The sequence below is a fragment of the Bradyrhizobium sp. WSM4874 genome (assembly GCF_055811835.1).
This window is the reverse complement of the sequence record NZ_JBVVPR010000003.1, coordinates 39314-58533: the sequence shown is the minus strand read 5'-3', so window position 1 is coordinate 58533 and position 19220 is coordinate 39314. Positions and strand designations below refer to the sequence as shown.

The window sequence follows — 19220 nt, the reverse complement described above, 5'->3', positions numbered from 1 at the left end:
ATTCTGGAAGAAGCGATGACCGTCACACTTCATGTCTGCATCACCTGCCGCGCCGGCGAGACGCTTGGCGAGGGCGAGACGACGCCCGGCAAGCGCCTGCATGGTGCGATCCTCGAGGCCGGCGTGCCCGACGGCGTCAGCGTGGTTCCCGTCGAATGCCTGTCTGCATGCAACCAGGGTTGCTCGGTCGCGCTCAGCGCGCCCGGCCGCTGGTCCTATGTCTATGGCCGTCTGTCGGATGCGAATGCGAGCGACGTGGTCGCGGGCGCCGCGGCCTATGCAGCCGCGTCCGACGGCCTCGTGCCCTGGCGCAGCCGCCCGGAGATCTTCCGCAAGCAGTCGCTTGCCCGCATTCCCCCCATTCTCCCCTTGGCCGTCGTGCCGGAGGCCGCCGAATGAATTCGCTCGCAAAAGTCCCGGTCACGGTCGTCACCGGCTTTCTCGGCTCAGGCAAGACCACGCTGATCCAGCATCTGCTTGCCAATGCCAACGGCAAGAAGCTCGCGGTGCTCGTCAACGAGTTCGGCAGCGAGGGCGTCGATGGCGAGATTCTGAAATCCTGCGCCGATGCGAATTGCCCAGAAGAGAACATCATCGAGCTCGCCAATGGCTGCATCTGCTGCACCGTCGCCGACGATTTCATTCCGACCATGGAGAAGCTGCTGTCGCGGCCGGTGCGGCCCGATCATATCCTGATCGAGACCTCGGGCCTGGCGCTGCCCAAGCCGCTGCTGAAGGCGTTCGACTGGCCGGAGATCCGTTCGCGCATCACGGTCGATGGCGTGATCGCGCTGGCCGACGCCGAAGCTGTCGCTGCCGGCCGTTTCGCGCCGGATCCTGACGACGTCGAAGCGCAGCGTGCGGCCGATGAAAATCTCGATCACGAGACCCCGCTATCGGAAGTGTTCGAGGACCAGATTGCCTGCGCGGATATCGTGCTGCTGACGAAGGCGGATCTTGCGGGCGCGGCAGGCCTCGAAGCGGCCAAGGCGGCGATCACCGCCGAGATGTCGCGCCGCGTGCCGATGCTGGCGATCACCGACGGTGCGATCGACGCGCGCCTCATCCTCGGCCTCGGTGCTGCCGCCGAGAACGATCTCGCCGCGCGTCCATCGCATCATGACGGCGAGGAGGATCACGAGCACGACGATTTTGCCTCCGTCGTGATTGATCTTCCTGAGGTCACCGATATCGACACGCTGGTTGCATCCGTCCAGCGTCTGGCGCGGGAGCAGAATGTGCTGCGCGTCAAGGGTTACATCGCGGTGGAAGGCAAGCCGATGCGCCTCTTGCTGCAAGCGGTCGGCGAGCGCGTGCGCCACCAGTTCGACAAGCCCTGGGGCGCAGGTGCGAGGCAATCAAAGCTCGTCGTGATCGGCGAGCATGGCGATATCGACAAGGCCGCGATCAGGGCAGGACTTGGTATTTCAGGACTTGGTCTTTCAGGAACTGGAATCTGATGCACGTCGTCTTCCGCGAGAGCCGCGGTCTCGAGGAGACCGCGATACCAAGGGACATCGGCCAGGATCCGGCCGATCTCGTGGTGCTCTCGTATTCGGATTCCGATCTTGCCGCATTCGCGGCCGGCTGGCGCCGTGGTCGCGACAGCCTGCCGTCACTACGGCTCGTCAATCTCGCAGAACTCCGCCATCCGCTCTCGGTCGACACCTATATCGAGCGCACTCTGGCGCAGGCGCGCGGCATCCTCGTGCGTCTGATCGGCGGCGAATCCTATTGGTCGTACGGGCTCGCGGCCCTGCAGCAACTGGCGAAGGAGCGCGGCATCGTGCTGGCCGTGCTGCCGGCGGACGGCCGCGACGACACGCGGCTGGATGCGTATTCGACCCTGCCGGTCTCGACATTGCGGCGGCTCAAGGTGCTCTGCGACACCGGCGGCCCCGTCGCAGCGCAAGCCGCGATCGCGCAGCTTGCGCTGGCCTCTGGCCTTTATGCCGGCCCGGTCATCGGCGAGATGACCGTCCCCGAGATGGGCTTTTATGATCCGGCGCGCGGCGTCATTGCCGCGCCGGCGTCGGGTGAGGGCAGGCCGCGAGCGCTCGTGACCTTCTATCGCTCCTACCTCACCGCCGCGGATACCGGCCCCGTCGATGCGCTGATCGCGACGCTGCGCGAGCGCGGCTTTGACGCGCATGGTGTGTTCGTCACCTCGCTGAAGGCCCCGGGCGTTGCGGATTGGTTGCGCGGGTATTTCGCGCAAAACCCGCCGGCCGCGATCGTCAATGCGACGGCGTTCTCGGCGATCGGCGACGACGGCACCACGCCGTTCGATGCCGCATCCTGCCCGGTGTTCCAGGTCGCGCTCTCCACGGCCCGGCGCGAGGATTGGGCGAGCTCGCTCCGCGGCCTGTCGCCCGGCGACCTTGCGATGCATGTGGTGCTGCCCGAGGTCGACGGCCGCCTGTTTGCGGGCGTGGTGAGCTTCAAATCGGCGGCGATGCGCGATCCCGATTTGCAATTTTCGCATCTGGCACACAGGCCCGATGAGGAGCGCGTGAAGGCCGTCGCCGCGCGCGTAGCGGCCTGGCGTCGCCTCGCCGAGAAGCCGGCCGCCGACAAGCGCATGGCAGTCGTGCTCTCCAACTATCCGGGCCGCCCGCATCAGATCGCGCATGCGGTGGGTCTCGATGCACTGGCCTCGGTCGAGGCCCTGGTGTCCGACCTCGCGAAAGCTGGCTTCGATGTCGATCCGGTCCATGCGCTTGGCGAGACGCTGCTCAAGCGGACCTTGAGCTGGAGCGTTGCCGATTACCGCGCTGCGCTCTCGCACCTTCCGCAAGTGTTGCAGGATGACCTCGCGCAAGCCTGGGGCACGCCGGAAACCGATCCGGGGTGTCGCGACGGCGCGTTCCATTTCGCAGCGATTCCATGTGGCCGGTCGATCATCGCGGTTCAGCCGGAGCGTGGCGATGCGACCACGCGCGATGCCGACTATCACGATCTCGCCCGCACGCCGCGCCATGCCTATGTCGCGTTCTATCTCTGGCTCCGCGAGCAGGGCTGTGATGCGGTCGTGCACATGGGCGCGCACGGCACGCTGGAATGGCTGCCCGGAAAATCCGTGGCGCTGTCGCAGGCGTGCTGGCCGGAAGCCCTGATCGGCGAATTGCCCGTCATCTATCCCTTCATTGTCAACGATCCCGGCGAGGCCGCGCAGGCCAAGCGGCGCGTGGGTGCCGTCACGATCGGCCATCTGCCGCCGCAGCTCGCAGCATCAGCGGTGCCGGACGGGCTGCGCAGGCTTGAACAGCTCCTCGACGAGTACTCGACGGCTGATGGCCTCGATCCCGCCCGTCGCCAGCGTCTGATCGCCGCGATCCGCGACGAGGCGCGCGCGGTTGGCCTCGAAGACGATCTCGGCCTCGATGCAGCGGCCGCGCCGGCCGAAGCGATCCCGCGGATCGACCGTTTCGTCTGCGATCTCAAGGAAAGCCAGTTCGGTGACGGCCTGCACGTGTTCGGCCGCGGCGCCTGCGGCGACGCTGAACGTGACGCGCTACGTGCCGCGCTTGCGGGACGCCGCGTCGCGCCGGGGCCGTCGGGCTCGCCCTATCGCGGCCGCCAGGACGTGCTGCCCACGGGACGTAATCTGTTCGCCGTCGATCCGCGCGCGGTGCCGACGCCGTCGGCGCATGCGCAAGGCATTAAGCTCGCGGAAGAGCTACTGCGTCGTCATCTGCAGGATCATGGTGACTGGCCAAAGGGCCTTGTCGTCGATCTCTGGGGCTCGGCGACGATGCGGACCGCGGGCGAAGAGTTTGCGATGGCGCTGCATCTGGCCGGCCTCGCGCCGCGCTGGGATCACGCATCCGGCCGTGTGACCGGCTACGACATCATCGCGCCTGCCGAGCTTGGCCGGCCCCGCATCGACGTCACGCTGCGTGTCTCGGGCCTGTTTCGCGACGTCTTCTCAGGCCTCGCGCAATTGTTCGAGGCGGCAGCCGAGGCGCTGTCCGCCCGCGAGGACGAGGGCGGCGAGAATCCTTATCGCCATCGTACATCGCGCGTGTTCGCGCCGCGTCCCGGACAATACGGCGTCGGCCTCTCGGCAATCCCGGACGCCTTCACGCCCGAGACGCGCCACGCCGCCGGCGAAGCGTGGCTCTCGGCATCGTCATGGGCGTTCTCGGCCGATGGCGAGATCACGCTCGATCGTGCCGGTATCGAGAAGCGGCTCGCATCCGCCGATGCTTTTGTTCACGTCCAGGATTTGCCGGAAACCGATCTTCTGCTCGCGGCCGACTATGCCGCGCATGAGGCCGGCATTGCGGCCGCCGCAGCCCATCTCGGCGCGGCAGGACCATCGCTCTATCATCTCGATGCGACGCGGCCCGAGCAGCCGCATGCGCGTACGCTGACCGAGGAAATCTCCCGTGTCGTCCGCGCGCGCGCGGCCAACCCGGCCTGGATCGCCGGCATGATGCGCCACGGTTTTCGCGGGGCGGCCGAGATCACCGCGACGCTCGAGCACATGGCCGCCTTCGCGCATCTGGCCGGCGCCGTGCCGCCGCATCTGTTCGACCTCTACTACGATGCCACGCTCGGCCATGACGACGTCCGCGCCTTCATGGCCCGTGAAAATCCGGCGGCGCTGGCCGCGATGGAGACGTGTTTCACGCGCCTGTATGAAGCTTCGCTCTGGCGAACGCGCCGCAATTCGATCGCGGCTGCGCTGCGGGAGGCGTCATGAGCGCTTCCGTGGTCAAGGGCTGGTGTCCCGGCGCGCTGCGCCCGATGCAATCGGGCGACGGGCTCGTGGTCCGCGTGCGTCCGTTCGGTGGACGGCTCGAAGCGGCACAAATCTCCGGATTGGCCCATCTCGCCGAACGCCATGGCAACGGCCTGATCGACGTGACCAGCCGGGCCAATCTCCAGATCAGGGGCGTCAACGAGACCAGCCACAGGCTGCTGCTCGACGGCCTTGCGCAACTGGCGCTGCTCGACCCCGACGCCGACACCGAATCCCGTCGCAACATCCTTGTGACGCCGTTCTGGCGTGCCGGAGACGCAACACAATCGCTCGCTGCCGAACTCGAGGAGGCGCTCGCCGATAGCACGCTCGAACTTCCAACCAAGTTCGGCTTCGCCATCGATGACGGCACTTCACGCGTGCTTGCGGGCGATTCCGCCGACGTGCGGATCGAACGCGATCGTTCCGGCGGACTGCTGGTGCGGGCTGATGGCGACAAACTCGGCCGCGCCGTCGCGCGTGGCGAGGCCGTGACCACCGCTCTCGCATTCGCCGATTGGTTCGTGATCTCAGGCGGCGCCAGGGGCGGGCGGGGGCGGATGGCGGCGCATCTTTCAGCCGGTGCAATCTTGCCGGCGGCCTTGCGCGGCGAGGCCGAGCCGGCGCCGATCATGGCCGCGGCGCGTCCCGGCCTCTATTCGCAAGGTGCGATGGTCGGGGTCGCCTTCGGACAGATGGCGCATGCGACGCTCGACCAGTTCGCCGGTTGCGGACATGCGCTACGCATGACGCCATGGCGGATGGTTTTGAGCGAAGGCAAGCGCGCGATGCCGAGCGCGCCCGGTCTTATCACCGAGGCCTACGACCCTGCGCTGCGCGTGATCGCGTGTAGCGGTGCGCCACGCTGTCGCGAGGCGCATGCCGATACCCGCGGCCTTGCCGCAGCCCTGGCGCCGAACATCGGCGCGGCCGCACGGCTCCACGTCTCCGGCTGTGCCAAGGGTTGCGCCCATTCCGGTCCCGCGGCCATCACTCTGGTCGCGACCGGCGCAGGCTTCGATCTCGTGCGCGGTGGGTCGACACGCGATGAGCCCATCCTGCGGGGACTGAACCGCGAAGACATCGTCAAGGATCCCTCCATCCTGATGGGAGGGCACTGATGCCGCACACGTACGAGACCGACGGCGCGGCGATCTACCGGCAGTCCTTTGCGACCATCCGGGCCGAAGCCGATCTTGCGCGCTTCACGCGGGATGAGGAGCAGGTGGTGGTGCGGATGATCCATGCCGCCGGCATGGTCGGCCTGGAGGCGCATATCCGCTTCACATCAGGCATGGCGGTGGCTGCGCGCGCGGCCTTGCAGAAGGGCGCGCCGATCCTGTGCGACGCGCGCATGGTCTCCGAAGGAATTACGCGCGCGCGGCTTCCCGTCGCCAACGCCGTCATCTGCACCTTGGGCGACGAGACCGTTCCCGCGCTCGCGCAGTCCATGCGCAACACCCGTTCGGCTGCGGCTTTGGAGCTATGGCGCCCGCATCTCGACGGCGCGATCGTGGCGATCGGCAATGCGCCGACTGCGTTGTTTCATCTCCTCAACATGCTGGAGGACCGAGACTGTCCGCGGCCCGCGGCGATCATCGGCTGTCCCGTCGGCTTTGTCGGCGCGGCCGAATCCAAGGCTGCGCTGATGGCCAATCCCCCGGTGCCGGCGCTGACGGTCGAGGGCCGCCTCGGCGGTTCCCCGATCACGGTCGCCGCCGTGAACGCACTGGCGAGCCGGAGCGAATAGCGATGGGACGCATCATCTGCTGCGGTCTCGGCCCTGGTGATCCCGATATGATGAGCGTGCGCGCCGATCGCATGGTGCGCGGGGCGAAGCATGTCGCCTATTTCCGCAAAAAGGGCCGGCCCGGACAGGCGCGCCGTATCGTCGAGGGCATGTTGGCTGCCGACGTCACCGAATATCCGATGGAATATCCGGTCACCACGGAAATCGCCTTCGACACGCCCGAATACATCCAGCTGCTGGCCGGCTTCCATGACGAATGGGCGGAACGTCTGGCGCGGCTGGCGCGCGCGGTCGATGTCGTCGTGCTCTGCGAGGGCGATCCATACTTCTACGGCTCGTTCATGCATCTGCACACGCGCCTGCAAGGCCGTGTCGAGATCGAGGTGATCGCCGGGATTCCCGGCATGGTCGGCTGCTGGAATGGCGTCGGACAGCCGATCGCGCTCGGTGATGACGTGACGACGGTGCTCATGGGCACGCTCGCCGAAGCAGAGCTCGAACGCCGCATGCGCGATTCCGATGCGCTCGTGGTCATGAAGACCGGGCGCAATCTCGCCAAGGTGCGCCGCGCGCTCGCGTCCGCCGGACGGCTGGACGACGCGTGGCTGGTCGAGCGCGGCACCATGCCCGGCGAGCGCGTGGTGCGGCTCGCGGAGATCGATGCCGCCGACTGCCCCTATTTCGCGATCGTACTCGTGCACGGCAAGGGCCGGCATCCGGACGCCGCCGAATGAGGGGCACGCTGACCATTGCGGGCCTCGGACCGGGCAGCGATGCGCTGGTGACGCCCGAAGTCTCCGCCGCGCTTGCCGCCGCGACCGACATTCTGGGCTACGCGCCCTATGTCGCGCGCGTGCCAGCGCGGGCAGGGCTCACTTTGCATCCGTCCGACAATCGCGAAGAATTACAGCGCGCCAGCGAGGCGCTGCGGCTCGCGGCCGAAGGCGGGCAAGTCGTCATCGTGTCCTCCGGCGACCCCGGCGTGTTCGCGATGGCGTCCGCCGTGTTCGAGGCGCTCGAACGGGCGCCGCGATGGCAGGAGCTGCCGATCCGTGTGCTGCCTGGCGTCACTGCGATGCTGGCGGCTGCCGCGCGCGCCGGCGCGCCGCTCGGCCATGATTTCTGTGCGATCAATCTCTCCGACAATCTCAAGCCGTGGGCGGTGATCGAGAAGCGCCTGCGGCTCGCCGCGGAAGCCGATTTTGCCATTGCGATGTATAATCCGCGTTCGGCGAGCCGGCCGGAAGGATTTGGCCGTGCGCTCGCAGTGCTGAACGAGGCCGGCTGCGGCGAGCGCCTCGTGATCTTCGCGCGCGCGATCAGCGCCGCTGATGAAAAGATCGAAACCGTCAGGCTGAACGAGGCGACGCCCGAGATGGCCGACATGCGCACGCTGGTGATCGTCGGCAACTCGCAGACACGCCGGGTCGGCCGCTGGGTCTATGCGCCGAGGCAGGCCCGATGACCCAGCCACTGCATGATCTCGGCCGCGCTCTCGACCCGCAATCGTTCCGGCAGTTGCGGTCGCGCGATCATGACCACAGGCAGGCCGAGCCTGCGGGCTGCGTCTATCTTGGCGCGGGCGCCGTCGCCGCCCGAATTGCGGGCGACGATCCGGGTGATGCCTCGCGCGCGCATCATCTCCAGTTCGCTCTCAAGCGTGAACGGCCCGCGCGACACGATCACGTCCGCGGCGAAGGGCAGCGTCGCTTCGGGCGGATCGACGAATCTCAGCGTGTAGGCGTGCTGCGGCTTGGTCGCGAACGGTGCGACGTGCTGGCGGCCGATGGCGAGGAACACATTGGCCGCCGCCTCAGGCAGTGCGGCGACCGCGGCGTTGACGTCTGGTATTTCGATCCAGTTATCGCCGGGCGCTTTAGTCCAGGGCGCACGCTCAAGAGCGATCAGTGGCGTGCCGGTTTCCGCGCATGCCGCGACCGCATTGCGGCTCATCTCGGCGGCAAAGGGATGCGTCGCATCGATCACATGGGTGATCTCTTCGCGGCGGATGTAATCGGCAAGGCCGCTGACGCCGCCAAAACCGCCGATCCGCGTCGGCAACGGCTGACCGGCGGGCGCGCGGGTGCGGCCGCCATAGGAATAGATTGCGTCAATGCCGGCACGCGCGATCTCCGCCGCAAGCAGGCTCGCGTCGGCCGTTCCGCCCAGAATGAGGGCGCGCGTCATGGCTGATCCCTGGCTGACCATCATTGGTATCGGCGAAGATGGCCTTGCCGGGCTGTCCGAGGCAAGCCGAAAGGCGCTCGATAATGCTGAAACTGTGTTTGGCGGTGAACGGCATCTTGCACTGGCCGGCGTCACCGGGCGCGGCCGTCCATGGCCGGTGCCGTTCGATGCAGAGGTCGTGCTGAGCCGCCGTGGCCGCCCAACGGCGGTGCTCGCCTCCGGAGATCCGTTCTGGTTTGGCGCCGGCGCGAGCCTCGCCGAGAAGCTGGACGCCGGCGAGTGGATTGCGCATTCCGCGCCGTCGACCTTCTCGCTCGCCGCCGCGCGACTAGGCTGGCGCCTCGAAGCGATTGCCTGTCTCGGCCTCCACGCTGCGCCATTCGAGCGTCTGGTGCCGCATCTGGCGCGAGGTGCACGCATCATTTGCCTTGTGCGCGATGGCAAGGCGGCAGGCGATCTTGCGAAATGGCTGACGCAACGCGGATGGGGTGCCTCGGCATTCTGTACGCTCACCGCGCTTGCCGGGCCGCGCGAAAGTATCGACGAGCATCGCGCCGACAGCTTCGCAGGCGATCTTGCCGGAAGTCTGGTCGCGGTGGCCGTGGAGGCGAGAGGAACGCAGGGTCTTCCCCGCAGCTCGGGACTATCGGACGAACTCTTCGTCCATGACGGCCAGATCACCAAGCGTCCAGTCCGTGCGCTCGCGCTCTCGGCGCTGGCGCCGCGTCCCGGCGAACGGCTGTGGGACATCGGCGCCGGCTCCGGTTCGATCTCGGTTGAGTGGGCGCTGTGCGGCGGGACGGCGATCGCCATCGAAGCGCGCGAGGATCGCGTTGCGAACATCCGCAACAATGCGGCGGCGTTCGGATTGGCGCATCGAATCACAGTCATCACGGGAAAGGCGCCTGAGGCGCTTGCTGCCCTGGACGGGCCTGACGCCGTCTTCATCGGCGGCGGTCTCGACATCGCGACGTTCGACGCAGTCTGGTCGCGGCTCGCATCCGGAACGCGACTCGTCGCGCATGCAGTGACGCTGGAGACGGAAGCGCTGTTGGGTGAGCTGCACCAGCGCGATGGCGGCGAACTGATGCGGGTTGAGATTGCGCATGCCGCTCCGCTCGGCCGCTACCGCTCCTGGCAGGCGGTGCGGCCGGTGGTGCAATGGAGTGCGGTCCGATGAAGGTGGCCGGGCTCGGATTCAAGCGGGACGTCACGCTGGCTTCGCTGCGTGAGGCGCTTCTGGCGGCCGGCGGTCCCGAAGGCCTCGCAGCGGTGGCAACGGTCAGCGACAAGGCGGACGCGGAAGTGCTGAAGCAGCTTGCGCGCGAATGCGGCGTGCCGATCAAGGCGGTCCCCGCCGAAATGTTGGCTGGCATCGACACGCCAACGCGGTCAAAACTCGTCGCCGAAAAATTCGGGACGGGATCGGTCGCCGAAGCGGCGGCCCTCGCGGCAGCTGGTCCGCGCGCGCGATTGATTGCGACGCGGGTGGTCTCGCAGGATCGCACCGCGACCGCGGCAATTGCGGAAGGGGACGGCGCATGACGGTGCACTTCATCGGTGCGGGGCCGGGTGCCCCTGACTTGCTGACGTTGCGCGGCCGCGACCTCATCGCCGCCTGTCCGGTCTGTCTCTATGCCGGCTCACTGGTGCCCGAAGGCGTGCTGGCGCATTGCCCGCCCGGTGCGCGGATCGTCAACACCGCGCCGCTGTCACTCGACGACATCATCGCGGAGATCGCCGCCGCGCATGCGGACGGCAAGGACGTAGCGCGGCTGCATTCGGGCGACCTCTCGATCTGGTCGGCGATGGGCGAGCAGCTCCGCCGCCTGCGCACGCTCGACATTCCCTACACGGTCACGCCCGGCGTTCCCTCCTTCTCGGCCGCCGCGGCTGCGCTGGAGGCCGAGCTGACGCTGCCCGGCCTTGCCCAGACGGTGGTGCTGACGCGCACGCCTGGCCGCGCCAGCGCGATGCCGGAAGGCGAGAAGCTCGCCGCGTTCGCCACCACCGGCGCGGTGCTCGCGATCCATCTGTCGATCCATCTGCTCGACAAGGTTGTCGCCGAGCTGACGCCGCACTATGGCGCGGATTGCCCGGTCGCGATCGTTTGGCGTGCGAGCTGGCCCGACCAGCGCATCGTCCGCGCCACGCTCGCAACACTCGACGCTGCTGTCGGAGCCGAGATGGAGCGTACCGCGCTTATCCTGGTCGGCAAGACTCTGGGCGCGGCGGATTTTTCCGAGAGCCGTCTCTATGCTGCCGACTATGATCGCCGCTATCGGCCGGTCGGCGCCGAGCCGCGCTTTCCGGAGGTGTCCTGATGGCGGCAGGGCTCGTCATCTCCGCGCCGGCCTCCGGCGTCGGCAAGACGACGCTGACGCTGGCGCTTGCCCGCGCCTGGCGCAACAGCGGATTGCGGGTGCAGTGCTTCAAGAGCGGCCCCGATTACATCGATCCCGCGTTTCATGCAGCCGCGACAGGACGCGCTTCGGTCAACCTCGACAGCTGGGCGATGGATCGCGGGACAATCTCGCATCTCGTCAGTCGCGGCATTGACGCCGATGTCGTGCTGGCCGAAGGCTCGATGGGCTTGTTCGACGGCGTGGCCGCGCGAGGCGTCTGCGGCACCGGGGCGACCGCCGACATTGCAGAGATGCTGGACTGGCCGGTGCTGCTGGTGATCGATCCCTCGGGACAGGCGCAAACGGCGGCGGCGATCGCCGCGGGCCTTCGCGACTATCGTCCCGGCGTGCGGCTCGCAGGCGTCGTGCTCAATCGCGTTGCGAGCCCCCGCCACGAAGCTCTCGTGCGGCATGCGCTGCTGGATGCCGGCATCGCCGTGTTCGGCGCGCTGCCGCGCCATGCCGAGATCAGCCTGCCGAAACGGCATCTCGGCCTGGTGCAGGCCGAGGAGCAGGCGGAGATCGGCAAGCTGATCGACGAGGCCGCACGCTTCGTCGCCGAGCATGTCGATCTCGACGCAGTGCTGCGTTCGGCTGCCACCTGGTTGCCACAACCCGTCGCGAGCGGCATCAACGTGACGCCGCCCGGCCAGCGCATTGCGTTGGCCCGTGACGCCGCGTTCTCCTTCGTCTATCCGCATATGCTGGAAGCGTGGCGCGCGGCGGGTGCGGAGATATCGACATTCTCGCCGCTTGCCGATGAAGGCCCTGATCCGAGTGCCGATGTGTGCTGGCTGCCCGGCGGCTATCCCGAGCTGCAGGCCGGCAAGATCGCGGCCAATGCGCGCTTCCGCAACGGATTGCGCGCCTTCGCCAAAACGCGTCCGGTGCACGGCGAATGCGGAGGCTATATGGTGCTGGGCACGGCGTTGACCGACGCCGACGGCATCCGCCACGAGATGACTGGCCTGCTCGGCCTGGAGACGAGCTTTGCCAAGCGCCGCATGCATCTGGGCTATCGTCTGGCCGAACTCGCCACGCCGATGCTGGGTCATCAAGCCGGTGCACGCCTGCGTGGCCACGAATTCCACTATTCGACGATCCTCGCGCAGCCCGACACGCCGCTGGCGGTCGTGCACGACGCGACAGGCGCGGTCATCGCCGAGACCGGCTCGCGGCGGGGACAAGCCACCGGCACGTTCTTCCATCTGATCGCGGAGGACCGGTGAGCGGCTTTGTGTCCTTTGTCTCCGCCGGCCCCGGCGATCCCGAGCTCCTTACGCTCAAGGGTGCCGCGCGCCTGCGCGAGGCCGACGTCGTGCTCTACGACGATCTTGCTTCGGGCGCGATCCTCGATCTGGCCCGGCCCGGCGCCAATCTCGTCGCGGTGGGCAAAAGGGCAGGGCGGGCCTCGACCAAGCAGCACCATGTCAACCGCCTGCTGGTCGACTATGCCGTAACAGGCGCGCGCGTGGTGCGATTGAAGTCGGGCGATGCCGGCATCTTTGGCCGGCTCGAGGAGGAGCTCGAGACGCTGCGTGAAGCGGGCATCGGCTACGAGATCATTCCGGGCGTAACTGCGGCCTGCGTCGCTGCGGCCCAGGCCGGCATTCCCCTGACCCGGCGCCATACCTCGCGCCGGGTGCAGTTCATCACCGGCGCGGACGTCACCGGCGAGCTGCCGCCAGACCTCAATTGGGTGGCGCTGGCCGATCCGGAGGCGACGACCGTAGTCTATATGGGCCGGCGGACCTTTCAGGCGCTGGTCGTCAAATTGATCGAGCACGGCCTCGCCCCGACCACTCCGGCGTTGCTTGCCGAATCGCTCGGACGCCCCGATGAGCGGCTGGTCCGCACCACCATTTCGGAACTTGCGGAGCAGCTTGCGCGGGGCGGGGCGGCCTCGACGGCGGCCGTCATCCTGTTCGGCGCGCTGGCGGGGGATTATCCGTCATGACGGCCACGGCCACCCTTCGCCCCTTGACGCCCGGCTGGCGAAAGGGGCACACAGGAGAGGCATGGTGCTCGACGCGGCGCAAAGCGCCGGAGCATAATCGGGAATGGGGATGGGCGGACCCAGTTGCGGCGCCCAAAACCCCAGCCGCCCCCGCGACTGTAAGCGGTGAGGGACTTCGATCAGCCACTGGGCCGCAAGGTTCGGGAAGGCCGGAGACTCCCAGTGAACCGCGAGCCAGGAGACCGGCCGTGCACGTTTTGAGGCCAAGGCCGTCGGGTGTGACGGCAAGAAGGATCTGAGCCATGCATATCGAACCCGGACTAGTCTCGGACGCCAAGCTCGTGCTGAGTTACGCAACCGGCATCGCCGTCGGCGGCGTTGCGTTGAAGCTCGCGGTCGAGACCGTGCGCGAGCAGGGCATCACGTCGTTCGCGGCGCGCACGCTCGCCACTACGGGACTTGTATTTATCTTCTTCGAGATCCTGCCGCACTTCCCGGTCGGCGTCTCCGAGGTGCACTTCATCCTCGGCTCGACCTTGTTCCTGCTGTTTGGCGCGGCGCCCGCGGCCTTCGGTCTCGCGTTCGGCCTGCTATTCCAAGGCATCTTCTTCGAGCCGCCCGACCTGCCGCAATATGGCATGAACGTCACCACGCTGCTGGTGCCGTTGTTCGGAATCCAGGCGATCGCCACGCGGATCATTTCGCGCAACACGGCCTATGTCGATCTGAAGTATCGCCAGGCGCTGGCGCTTTCGACGACCTATCAGGCGGGTGTCATCGCCTGGGTGGCGTTCTGGGCGCTTTATGGATCGGGCTTCGGTGCGACCAACCTCGCCAACATCGCGACCTTCGCGGCGTCCTATGCGCTGGTCATCGTGATCGAGCCGCTCGCCGATCTCGGCGTGCTGGCGCTGGCGAAGTCATTGCGCGGCGTCACCGCATCCAGCCTCGTCACGCCGCGTTTGCACAACGCGGCCTAGAGACAAGCGAACGGGCGGCCGTCATGGCCGCCCTTCGCGGGCACGATGCTCACGCTCTCCCTGATAGGCATCGGTTGCGGCGATCCCGAGCAGCTCACGCGCGCCGCGATCACTGCCATCAACGCGGCCGACCTCGTCCTGATCCCGCGCAAGGGGACGGCCAAGTCCGACCTCGCCGATCTCAGGCGGACGATCTGCGCAGATGTGCTCACTAGCGACAAGACGCGCGTTGCAGAGTTCGATCTGCCCGTGCGCGACGCCGCTGAAGCGGATTATCGCAAGGGCGTGGACGATTGGCACGATGCCGTCGCCGCGGCCTGGTCGCAGACGATCGCAGATCGTCTCGAAGGCGAGGGCAAGGTCGCGCTGCTGATCTGGGGCGATCCCTCGCTTTATGATTCCTCGCTGCGCATTGCGCGGCGGCTCAATCCCTTGCCGAAAATCGAGGTCGTGCCCGGCATCACCTCGATCCAGGCGCTGTGTGCGGCGCATGCGCTGCCGCTCAACGACATCGGCGAGCCCGTCCTGGTCACGACTGGCCGCCGCTTGCGCGATGGCGGTTGGCCCCAAGGTGTCGATACCGTCGTGGTGATGCTCGACGGGGGCACGGCGTTCCACTCGCTTGATCCGGCGGGCCTGCACATCTGGTGGGGGGCCTATCTCGGCATGCCCGATCAGATCGTCATGTCCGGCGCGCTGGCCGAGATCGGCCCGCGTATCATCGCCGTCCGGCAAGAGGCGCGCGAACGGCACGGCTGGATCATGGACAGTTACATCCTCAAGCGCAGGCTGTGAGGCAAGCGAGGCAGCATGCTCCCCGAATGGGTCACCCAACAATGCCCCGATATCTCCGCAGTCCATCGCGAGGCGGCGGTGGCGCGGCAGGCGCAACTGACGAAACCGACCGGCGCGCTCGGCCGGCTCGAGCAGCTCGCGATCGAGCTTGCCGGCCTGCAAGCAACCGAGCAGCCGCGCGCGGCGCGGGTGCCGATCATCATCTTTGCCGGCGATCACGGCATCGTCGCGCAGGGCGTCTCGGCCTATCCGCAAGAAGTGACCATCGCGATGCTGGCGAATTTCGCCTCCGGCGGCGCCGCGATCTCGGTGCTCGCGCGTGAGCTGGGGTCCAGCCTGGAGGTCGTCGATGCCGGCACACTGGCGCAGGAGGAGATGGCCGGAATCGTGACCGACAAGCCGCGCAGCGGCACGCGCGATTTCAGCATCGAAGCTGCGCTCACCCCCGCAGAGCTGGCATTCGCCTTCGAAGCCGGCAGACGTGCGGTGACGCGCGCACAGGCCGGGCAGCCCGATCTTCTGATCTTCGGCGAGATGGGCATCGGCAACACCACGACATCGGCGGCGATCGCGGCCGGCTTGCTCGGCGTGAGCGCCGCGGAGATCGCGGGCAGCGGCACCGGCATCGACGCGGCCGGCCGTGCGCACAAGGCGCGGGTGATCGATGCTGCAATCGCACGCCATGCCATTGCAGGCGCTTCGCCCGAAAAGATCCTGTGCGCCGTCGGCGGTCTCGAGATCGCGGTCATCTGCGGCGCCATCATTGCGGCCGCGCAAGCCCGCATCCCCGTGCTGATCGACGGCTTCATCGTGTCGGTGGCGGCGCTGGCGGCGGCGCGGCTCAACCCGTCGTGCCAGCCGTTCCTGCTGGCCTCGCACCAGTCCGCCGAGCAGGGGCATCGGCTGGTGCTTCGCGCGCTGAATGTGCAGCCGTTGATCAGCCTCGATCTCAGGCTCGGCGAAGGATCGGGCGCGGCCATCGCGCTGCCGCTGGTGCGGTCGGCGTGTGCGCTCCACAACGGCATGGCGACCTTTGCGCAGGCCAATGTGCCGGATCGTCCGGCCTGATCAAATCATCGGCTGATTGACGGAGCCGACGCGCCAACCGGTCGCGAGCCGGTCGATCCGGGTCAGCGACAGCGGATCGATCACAAAGCGCAGGGCCGCTTGTGGCGTCAGATCCAGCGCGATGCACAGCGCCGCGCGGATCGTGCCGGAATGCACGACGAGCGTTGCGGCCCCGGCGCCGATCTTTGACAGCCCCAGCCGGACGCGCGCGACCTGTTCCTCAAAGCTCTCGCCGCCCGGCGGCCGTCCGCGCGCCGCATCGCTCCAGAACCGTGCATAGGCCTCGCCACCGGTCGCGGCGAGTTCGTCATGCCGACGGCCGGTCCAGTCACCAAAATTTTGCTCGCGGAATTCGTCCAGCTGCAGCGGCTCGAGACCCAGCGCGCGGGCCGTCTCGACCGTGCGCCGCGACGGGCTCGCATAGCTCGCGGCGTCCCGCGGCAGGCGCTGGCGCAGCGCCTCCAGCTGCGCGCGAGCGCCGAGATCCGCTGGCGCGTCGGCTGCATGGATCGTCCCCGTGACGCCATCGACGGGCGCGTGCCGTATCAGCCAGAGGAAGGTCTCGCCTTCCATGCTTATCTCCAAGGAAACTGGTCGTTGTGGCAATAACGCCGCAACTGGCACATTGACTCTGTCTGGATCGTAATCCTAGATGCTTGCGACGGTTTCCCCGAGAGGGGATGAAAAGGGAATGCGGTGCGGGGACCTTGTCCCCAATGCCGTGGCTGCCCCCGCAACTGTAAGCGGCGAATCTTGCGTCACATGCCACTGGGTATCTCGGTCCCGGGAAGGCGACGCAAGGTACTGACCCGCGAGCCAGGAGACCTGCCGTCAGCCGTGGTCACACGCGAAGATGTCGGTCGGGGAGTACAGACATTCGGCTTCATCGGAAGGTTGGGAGCCGGAAGATGGGACCTTGGTTCGCTGTGACGTGCCACTGACGTCATACCGAGGTCCGAGACCGTGTCTCCTGTTCGCATTGTACGACCGCGCGCGTTCCTGCTTGCATCCGCCGCACTCACATCCTTTGCCGTTCTTGATCCCTCCGCCGCGCTGGCGCAGCAGGCTCGCGAACCTCTGCCGCCGGTCGAAGTAACGCCCGCCCAATCCCGCAAGCAGGCCAAGCCCGCCGCGCGGGAGGCGCAGGGCCCACGCCGCGCAGCAGCGCGCCCGCCAGAGGCCGCATCTGTACCGCCCAGGCCTGTCGTGCCGATCGCGGCAGCACAGACGCCGCTCAATACCAATGCCGTCGCCGAAAGCGCCTCGCGCCTCGGCCTGACCGTGCGCGAAACGCCCGCGACCGTGGAGGTGATCTCGGCCGCAACCATGCGCGAGCAGGGCTATCGCACCGTGTCCGACGTCGCGCAGGGCGCGGTGGGCGTCACATCCGGCGACAATCCGGCCGAGCCTTCGGCTTTCTCCATGCGCGGCTTCACCAACAGCCAGATCAACACGCTCTACAACGGCATCAAGATCGGTCCGCAGAACATGACCTCGCGGATCACCGACACGGCCAATCTGGAGGCTGTCGAATTCCTGAAGGGTCCGGCGTCACTGATGTCGGGCGAGGGCGCCGCCGGCGGCGCGATCAACTTCGTCACCAAGCAGCCGCACACCGGAGCGATCCGGAACGAGGCGGATTTCTCCTGGGATTCGCTGAACTCGTTCCGGGCGCATTACGGCTCGGGCGGCAGCACCAATGTGCAGGGGCTGGACTACCGCTTCGACGTCAGCCGTTCCTCGCTCAACGGCTTTGCCGACGACACCAACACCAAGACGCTCGACGTGTCGGGCCAGCTCAACTACCGCATCTCCGACAGCCTCAAGGTCTGGGGTGCGATCGAGTATCGGGAAGATCGCTCGAAAGCTTATTGGGGTGCGCCGCTGGTGCCGATCGCCTTCAGCGGCTCGCATGCGACGACGGGGATCGTGTCCGGCAATTACGTCTCGAACTACAACAAAACCAATCTCGGTGCGGTCACGATCGACGATCGCACCTTCAACACCAACTACAACGTCCTCGATAATCGCAACGTCGCACAGGAGGTCTGGCTGCGCGGCGGTTTCGAGCTGAAGCTGGCGCCCGACCTGACGCTGAAGAGTCAGGCCTATGGTTACGGCGCAGAGCGAACATGGTTCAACAACGAGATCGAGGCGTTCAATTCCGGTACCAACATGGTTGACCGTGAGCGCTTCTATGTCGCGCACAGCCAACGCCTGGTCGGCAACATCACCGACCTGATCTGGGATGCGAATATCGCCGGCTTTGACAATCGCCTGGTCACGACGTTGTCCTCAAGCTACCTTGATTTCGTGAGGCCGGGCGCCGCAAATTTCCCCGGCGATTCCGTTCCGCTGGTCGATCCGCCTCGCGGCTATTACGGCCTGCTCACCATACAGCAGCAGACCGCGCGCATCGACAACGAGGCGCTGTCGTTCGAGGATCGGCTGAAGCTCACGCGCAGCTTCGCGCTGGTTGGCGGCCTGCGTGTCGAGCATATCGGGCTCGACCGCAATTCGACCGACAAGTTCGGTCTGGAGAAGGCGAACTTCCCGTTCTCGCAATCCTGGGTCCCGACCACGGGCCGCATCGGCTACACGTGGGAAGCGGTTCCGGGCCTGACCTTCTTCAGCCAATATGCGACCGGCGCCGACATCGCGGCCAACAACATCTTCCTGCTCAATCCGACTGATCCGCTCAACCTGACCACCGCGCGCACCTATGAGACCGGCGTCAAGCACCTGTTCTGGGACAACCGGGCGGAGTGGTCGTTCTCGGCCTATGACATCCTGCGCAAGAACGTCTATGCCGCGGCCGGCGGCATGCAGCTCAACCTTGCCGGACGGCAGGAGTCGAAGGGCGCCGAGCTTGCCGCGTCCGTGCGTCCGATCGAGCCTCTGCGCCTCTGGGGCAACATCGCCTATGTCGATGCGCGCTACGCCGACTACGATTTTGTCGGCGGCTCGTTTTCCGGCAACACGCCGCCGAACGTGCCGCGCGTCGTCGCCAATGCCGGCGCGTCGTACCGTTTCTTCACGCCCTGGGCGGTCGAGCTCGGTATCACCGGCCGCCATGTCGGCGACCGCTACAACACTGATGCCAACACGGTGACGCTGAAGGCCTACACCGTGGCCGATGTCTACGCCTTCGTCGACATCCCCAAGACCGTGTTCAACGCTGTCGACCAGGCCCGCCTGTCTTTCCGGGTGCGCAACATCGCCGACAAGCGTTACGCGATCTGGGGCGATCCGTTCTACCCAGACCAGATCCTGCTGGGCGCACCGCGCACCTATGAGATCTCGGCCGCGTTCAAATGGTAGGACGCTGATC

At 67.1% G+C, this 19220-nt stretch carries 18 protein-coding genes and 2 riboswitches; of the genes, 16 read left to right on the top strand and 2 right to left on the bottom strand.

The window, feature by feature from the left end; translation table 11 throughout:
• The first annotated feature begins 15 nt into the window (after window positions 1-15).
• Genes AC0L3P_RS04160 through cobJ form a run of 7 tightly spaced genes read left to right on the top strand, consistent with a single transcriptional unit; the run spans window position 16 to window position 7962 of the window.
• Complete coding sequence (locus AC0L3P_RS04160; protein WP_473301064.1) at window positions 16-399, top strand: DUF1636 family protein; 384 nt, start codon at window positions 16-18, stop codon at window positions 397-399.
• Window positions 396-1460 (top strand): cobalamin biosynthesis protein CobW, encoded by a 1065-nt coding sequence (cobW, locus tag AC0L3P_RS04155; protein WP_473301063.1) that lies wholly within the window; start codon window positions 396-398, stop codon window positions 1458-1460. The genes AC0L3P_RS04160 and cobW overlap by 4 nt, the downstream gene beginning before the upstream one ends.
• Entirely contained in the window at window positions 1460-4708 is a 3249-nt protein-coding gene (gene cobN, locus AC0L3P_RS04150) for a cobaltochelatase subunit CobN (RefSeq protein ID WP_473301062.1), read from the top strand. The genes cobW and cobN overlap by 1 nt, the downstream gene beginning before the upstream one ends.
• Window positions 4705-5868: a precorrin-3B synthase gene (gene cobG, locus AC0L3P_RS04145; protein WP_354206558.1), complete on the top strand. Its 1164-nt coding sequence runs from the start codon at window positions 4705-4707 to the stop codon at window positions 5866-5868. Before cobN ends, cobG begins: the two co-directional genes overlap by 4 nt.
• Window positions 5868-6497 carry a precorrin-8X methylmutase gene (locus AC0L3P_RS04140; RefSeq protein ID WP_354206556.1) on the top strand — a complete coding sequence of 210 codons (630 nt, stop codon included), beginning with the start codon at window positions 5868-5870 and terminating at the stop codon, window positions 6495-6497. Before cobG ends, AC0L3P_RS04140 begins: the two co-directional genes overlap by 1 nt.
• Before the next feature lie 2 nt (window positions 6498-6499).
• Entirely contained in the window at window positions 6500-7231 is a 732-nt protein-coding gene (locus tag AC0L3P_RS04135; RefSeq protein ID WP_354206554.1) for a precorrin-2 C(20)-methyltransferase, read from the top strand.
• A complete protein-coding gene (gene cobJ / locus AC0L3P_RS04130) occupies window positions 7228-7962 on the top strand; it encodes a precorrin-3B C(17)-methyltransferase (protein WP_354206552.1) in 735 nt (244 codons plus the stop codon). Before AC0L3P_RS04135 ends, cobJ begins: the two co-directional genes overlap by 4 nt.
• Here the strand turns inward: cobJ and AC0L3P_RS04125 are convergent.
• On the bottom strand, window positions 7938-8684 hold the full coding sequence (locus AC0L3P_RS04125) for a cobalt-precorrin-6A reductase (protein ID WP_354206550.1): 747 nt from the start codon (window positions 8682-8684) through the stop codon (window positions 7938-7940). The two genes, cobJ and AC0L3P_RS04125, sit on opposite strands and share 25 nt — an antisense overlap.
• On the opposite strand from AC0L3P_RS04125, the gene cbiT reads away from it, so the two are divergent.
• The 8 genes from cbiT to cobT all read left to right on the top strand — a co-directional run bounded on the left by cbiT (window position 8683) and on the right by cobT (window position 15889).
• Window positions 8683-9864 carry a precorrin-6Y C5,15-methyltransferase (decarboxylating) subunit CbiT gene (gene cbiT / locus AC0L3P_RS04120; RefSeq protein WP_473301061.1) on the top strand — a complete coding sequence of 394 codons (1182 nt, stop codon included), beginning with the start codon at window positions 8683-8685 and terminating at the stop codon, window positions 9862-9864. The two genes, AC0L3P_RS04125 and cbiT, sit on opposite strands and share 2 nt — an antisense overlap.
• On the top strand, window positions 9861-10229 hold the full coding sequence (locus AC0L3P_RS04115; protein WP_354206546.1) for a cobalamin biosynthesis protein: 369 nt from the start codon (window positions 9861-9863) through the stop codon (window positions 10227-10229). Before cbiT ends, AC0L3P_RS04115 begins: the two co-directional genes overlap by 4 nt.
• Window positions 10226-11008 carry a precorrin-4 C(11)-methyltransferase gene (cobM, locus tag AC0L3P_RS04110; protein ID WP_354206544.1) on the top strand — a complete coding sequence of 261 codons (783 nt, stop codon included), beginning with the start codon at window positions 10226-10228 and terminating at the stop codon, window positions 11006-11008. The genes AC0L3P_RS04115 and cobM overlap by 4 nt, the downstream gene beginning before the upstream one ends.
• The gene (locus AC0L3P_RS04105) at window positions 11008-12318 is read left to right on the top strand and encodes a cobyrinate a,c-diamide synthase (RefSeq protein WP_473301060.1); all 1311 of its coding nucleotides are present in this window, start codon (window positions 11008-11010) and stop codon (window positions 12316-12318) included. Before cobM ends, AC0L3P_RS04105 begins: the two co-directional genes overlap by 1 nt.
• Window positions 12315-13046, top strand: a complete 732-nt coding sequence (gene cobA / locus AC0L3P_RS04100) for a uroporphyrinogen-III C-methyltransferase (protein ID WP_473301059.1) — start codon at window positions 12315-12317, stop codon at window positions 13044-13046. The genes AC0L3P_RS04105 and cobA overlap by 4 nt, the downstream gene beginning before the upstream one ends.
• Window positions 13047-13091: 45 nt before the next feature.
• Window positions 13092-13311, top strand: a riboswitch (cobalamin riboswitch).
• Between the two features lie 37 nt (window positions 13312-13348).
• Entirely contained in the window at window positions 13349-14026 is a 678-nt protein-coding gene (locus AC0L3P_RS04095; RefSeq protein ID WP_473301058.1) for an energy-coupling factor ABC transporter permease, read from the top strand.
• 45 nt (window positions 14027-14071) lie between these two features.
• The gene (cobF, locus tag AC0L3P_RS04090) at window positions 14072-14821 is read left to right on the top strand and encodes a precorrin-6A synthase (deacetylating) (RefSeq protein WP_473301057.1); all 750 of its coding nucleotides are present in this window, start codon (window positions 14072-14074) and stop codon (window positions 14819-14821) included.
• 15 nt (window positions 14822-14836) lie between these two features.
• A complete protein-coding gene (gene cobT / locus AC0L3P_RS04085) occupies window positions 14837-15889 on the top strand; it encodes a nicotinate-nucleotide--dimethylbenzimidazole phosphoribosyltransferase (RefSeq protein ID WP_473301056.1) in 1053 nt (350 codons plus the stop codon).
• Here the strand turns inward: cobT and AC0L3P_RS04080 are convergent, their stop codons facing one another.
• On the bottom strand, window positions 15890-16462 hold the full coding sequence (locus AC0L3P_RS04080) for a histidine phosphatase family protein (protein WP_473301055.1): 573 nt from the start codon (window positions 16460-16462) through the stop codon (window positions 15890-15892).
• Between the two features lie 72 nt (window positions 16463-16534).
• Window positions 16535-16736, top strand: a riboswitch (cobalamin riboswitch).
• Between the two features lie 116 nt (window positions 16737-16852).
• Between AC0L3P_RS04080 and AC0L3P_RS04075 the strand changes: the two genes are divergently transcribed.
• Window positions 16853-19210, top strand: coding sequence for a TonB-dependent receptor (locus AC0L3P_RS04075; RefSeq protein WP_473301054.1), 2358 nt, complete (start codon window positions 16853-16855; stop codon window positions 19208-19210).
• Window positions 19211-19220 lie beyond the last annotated feature (10 nt).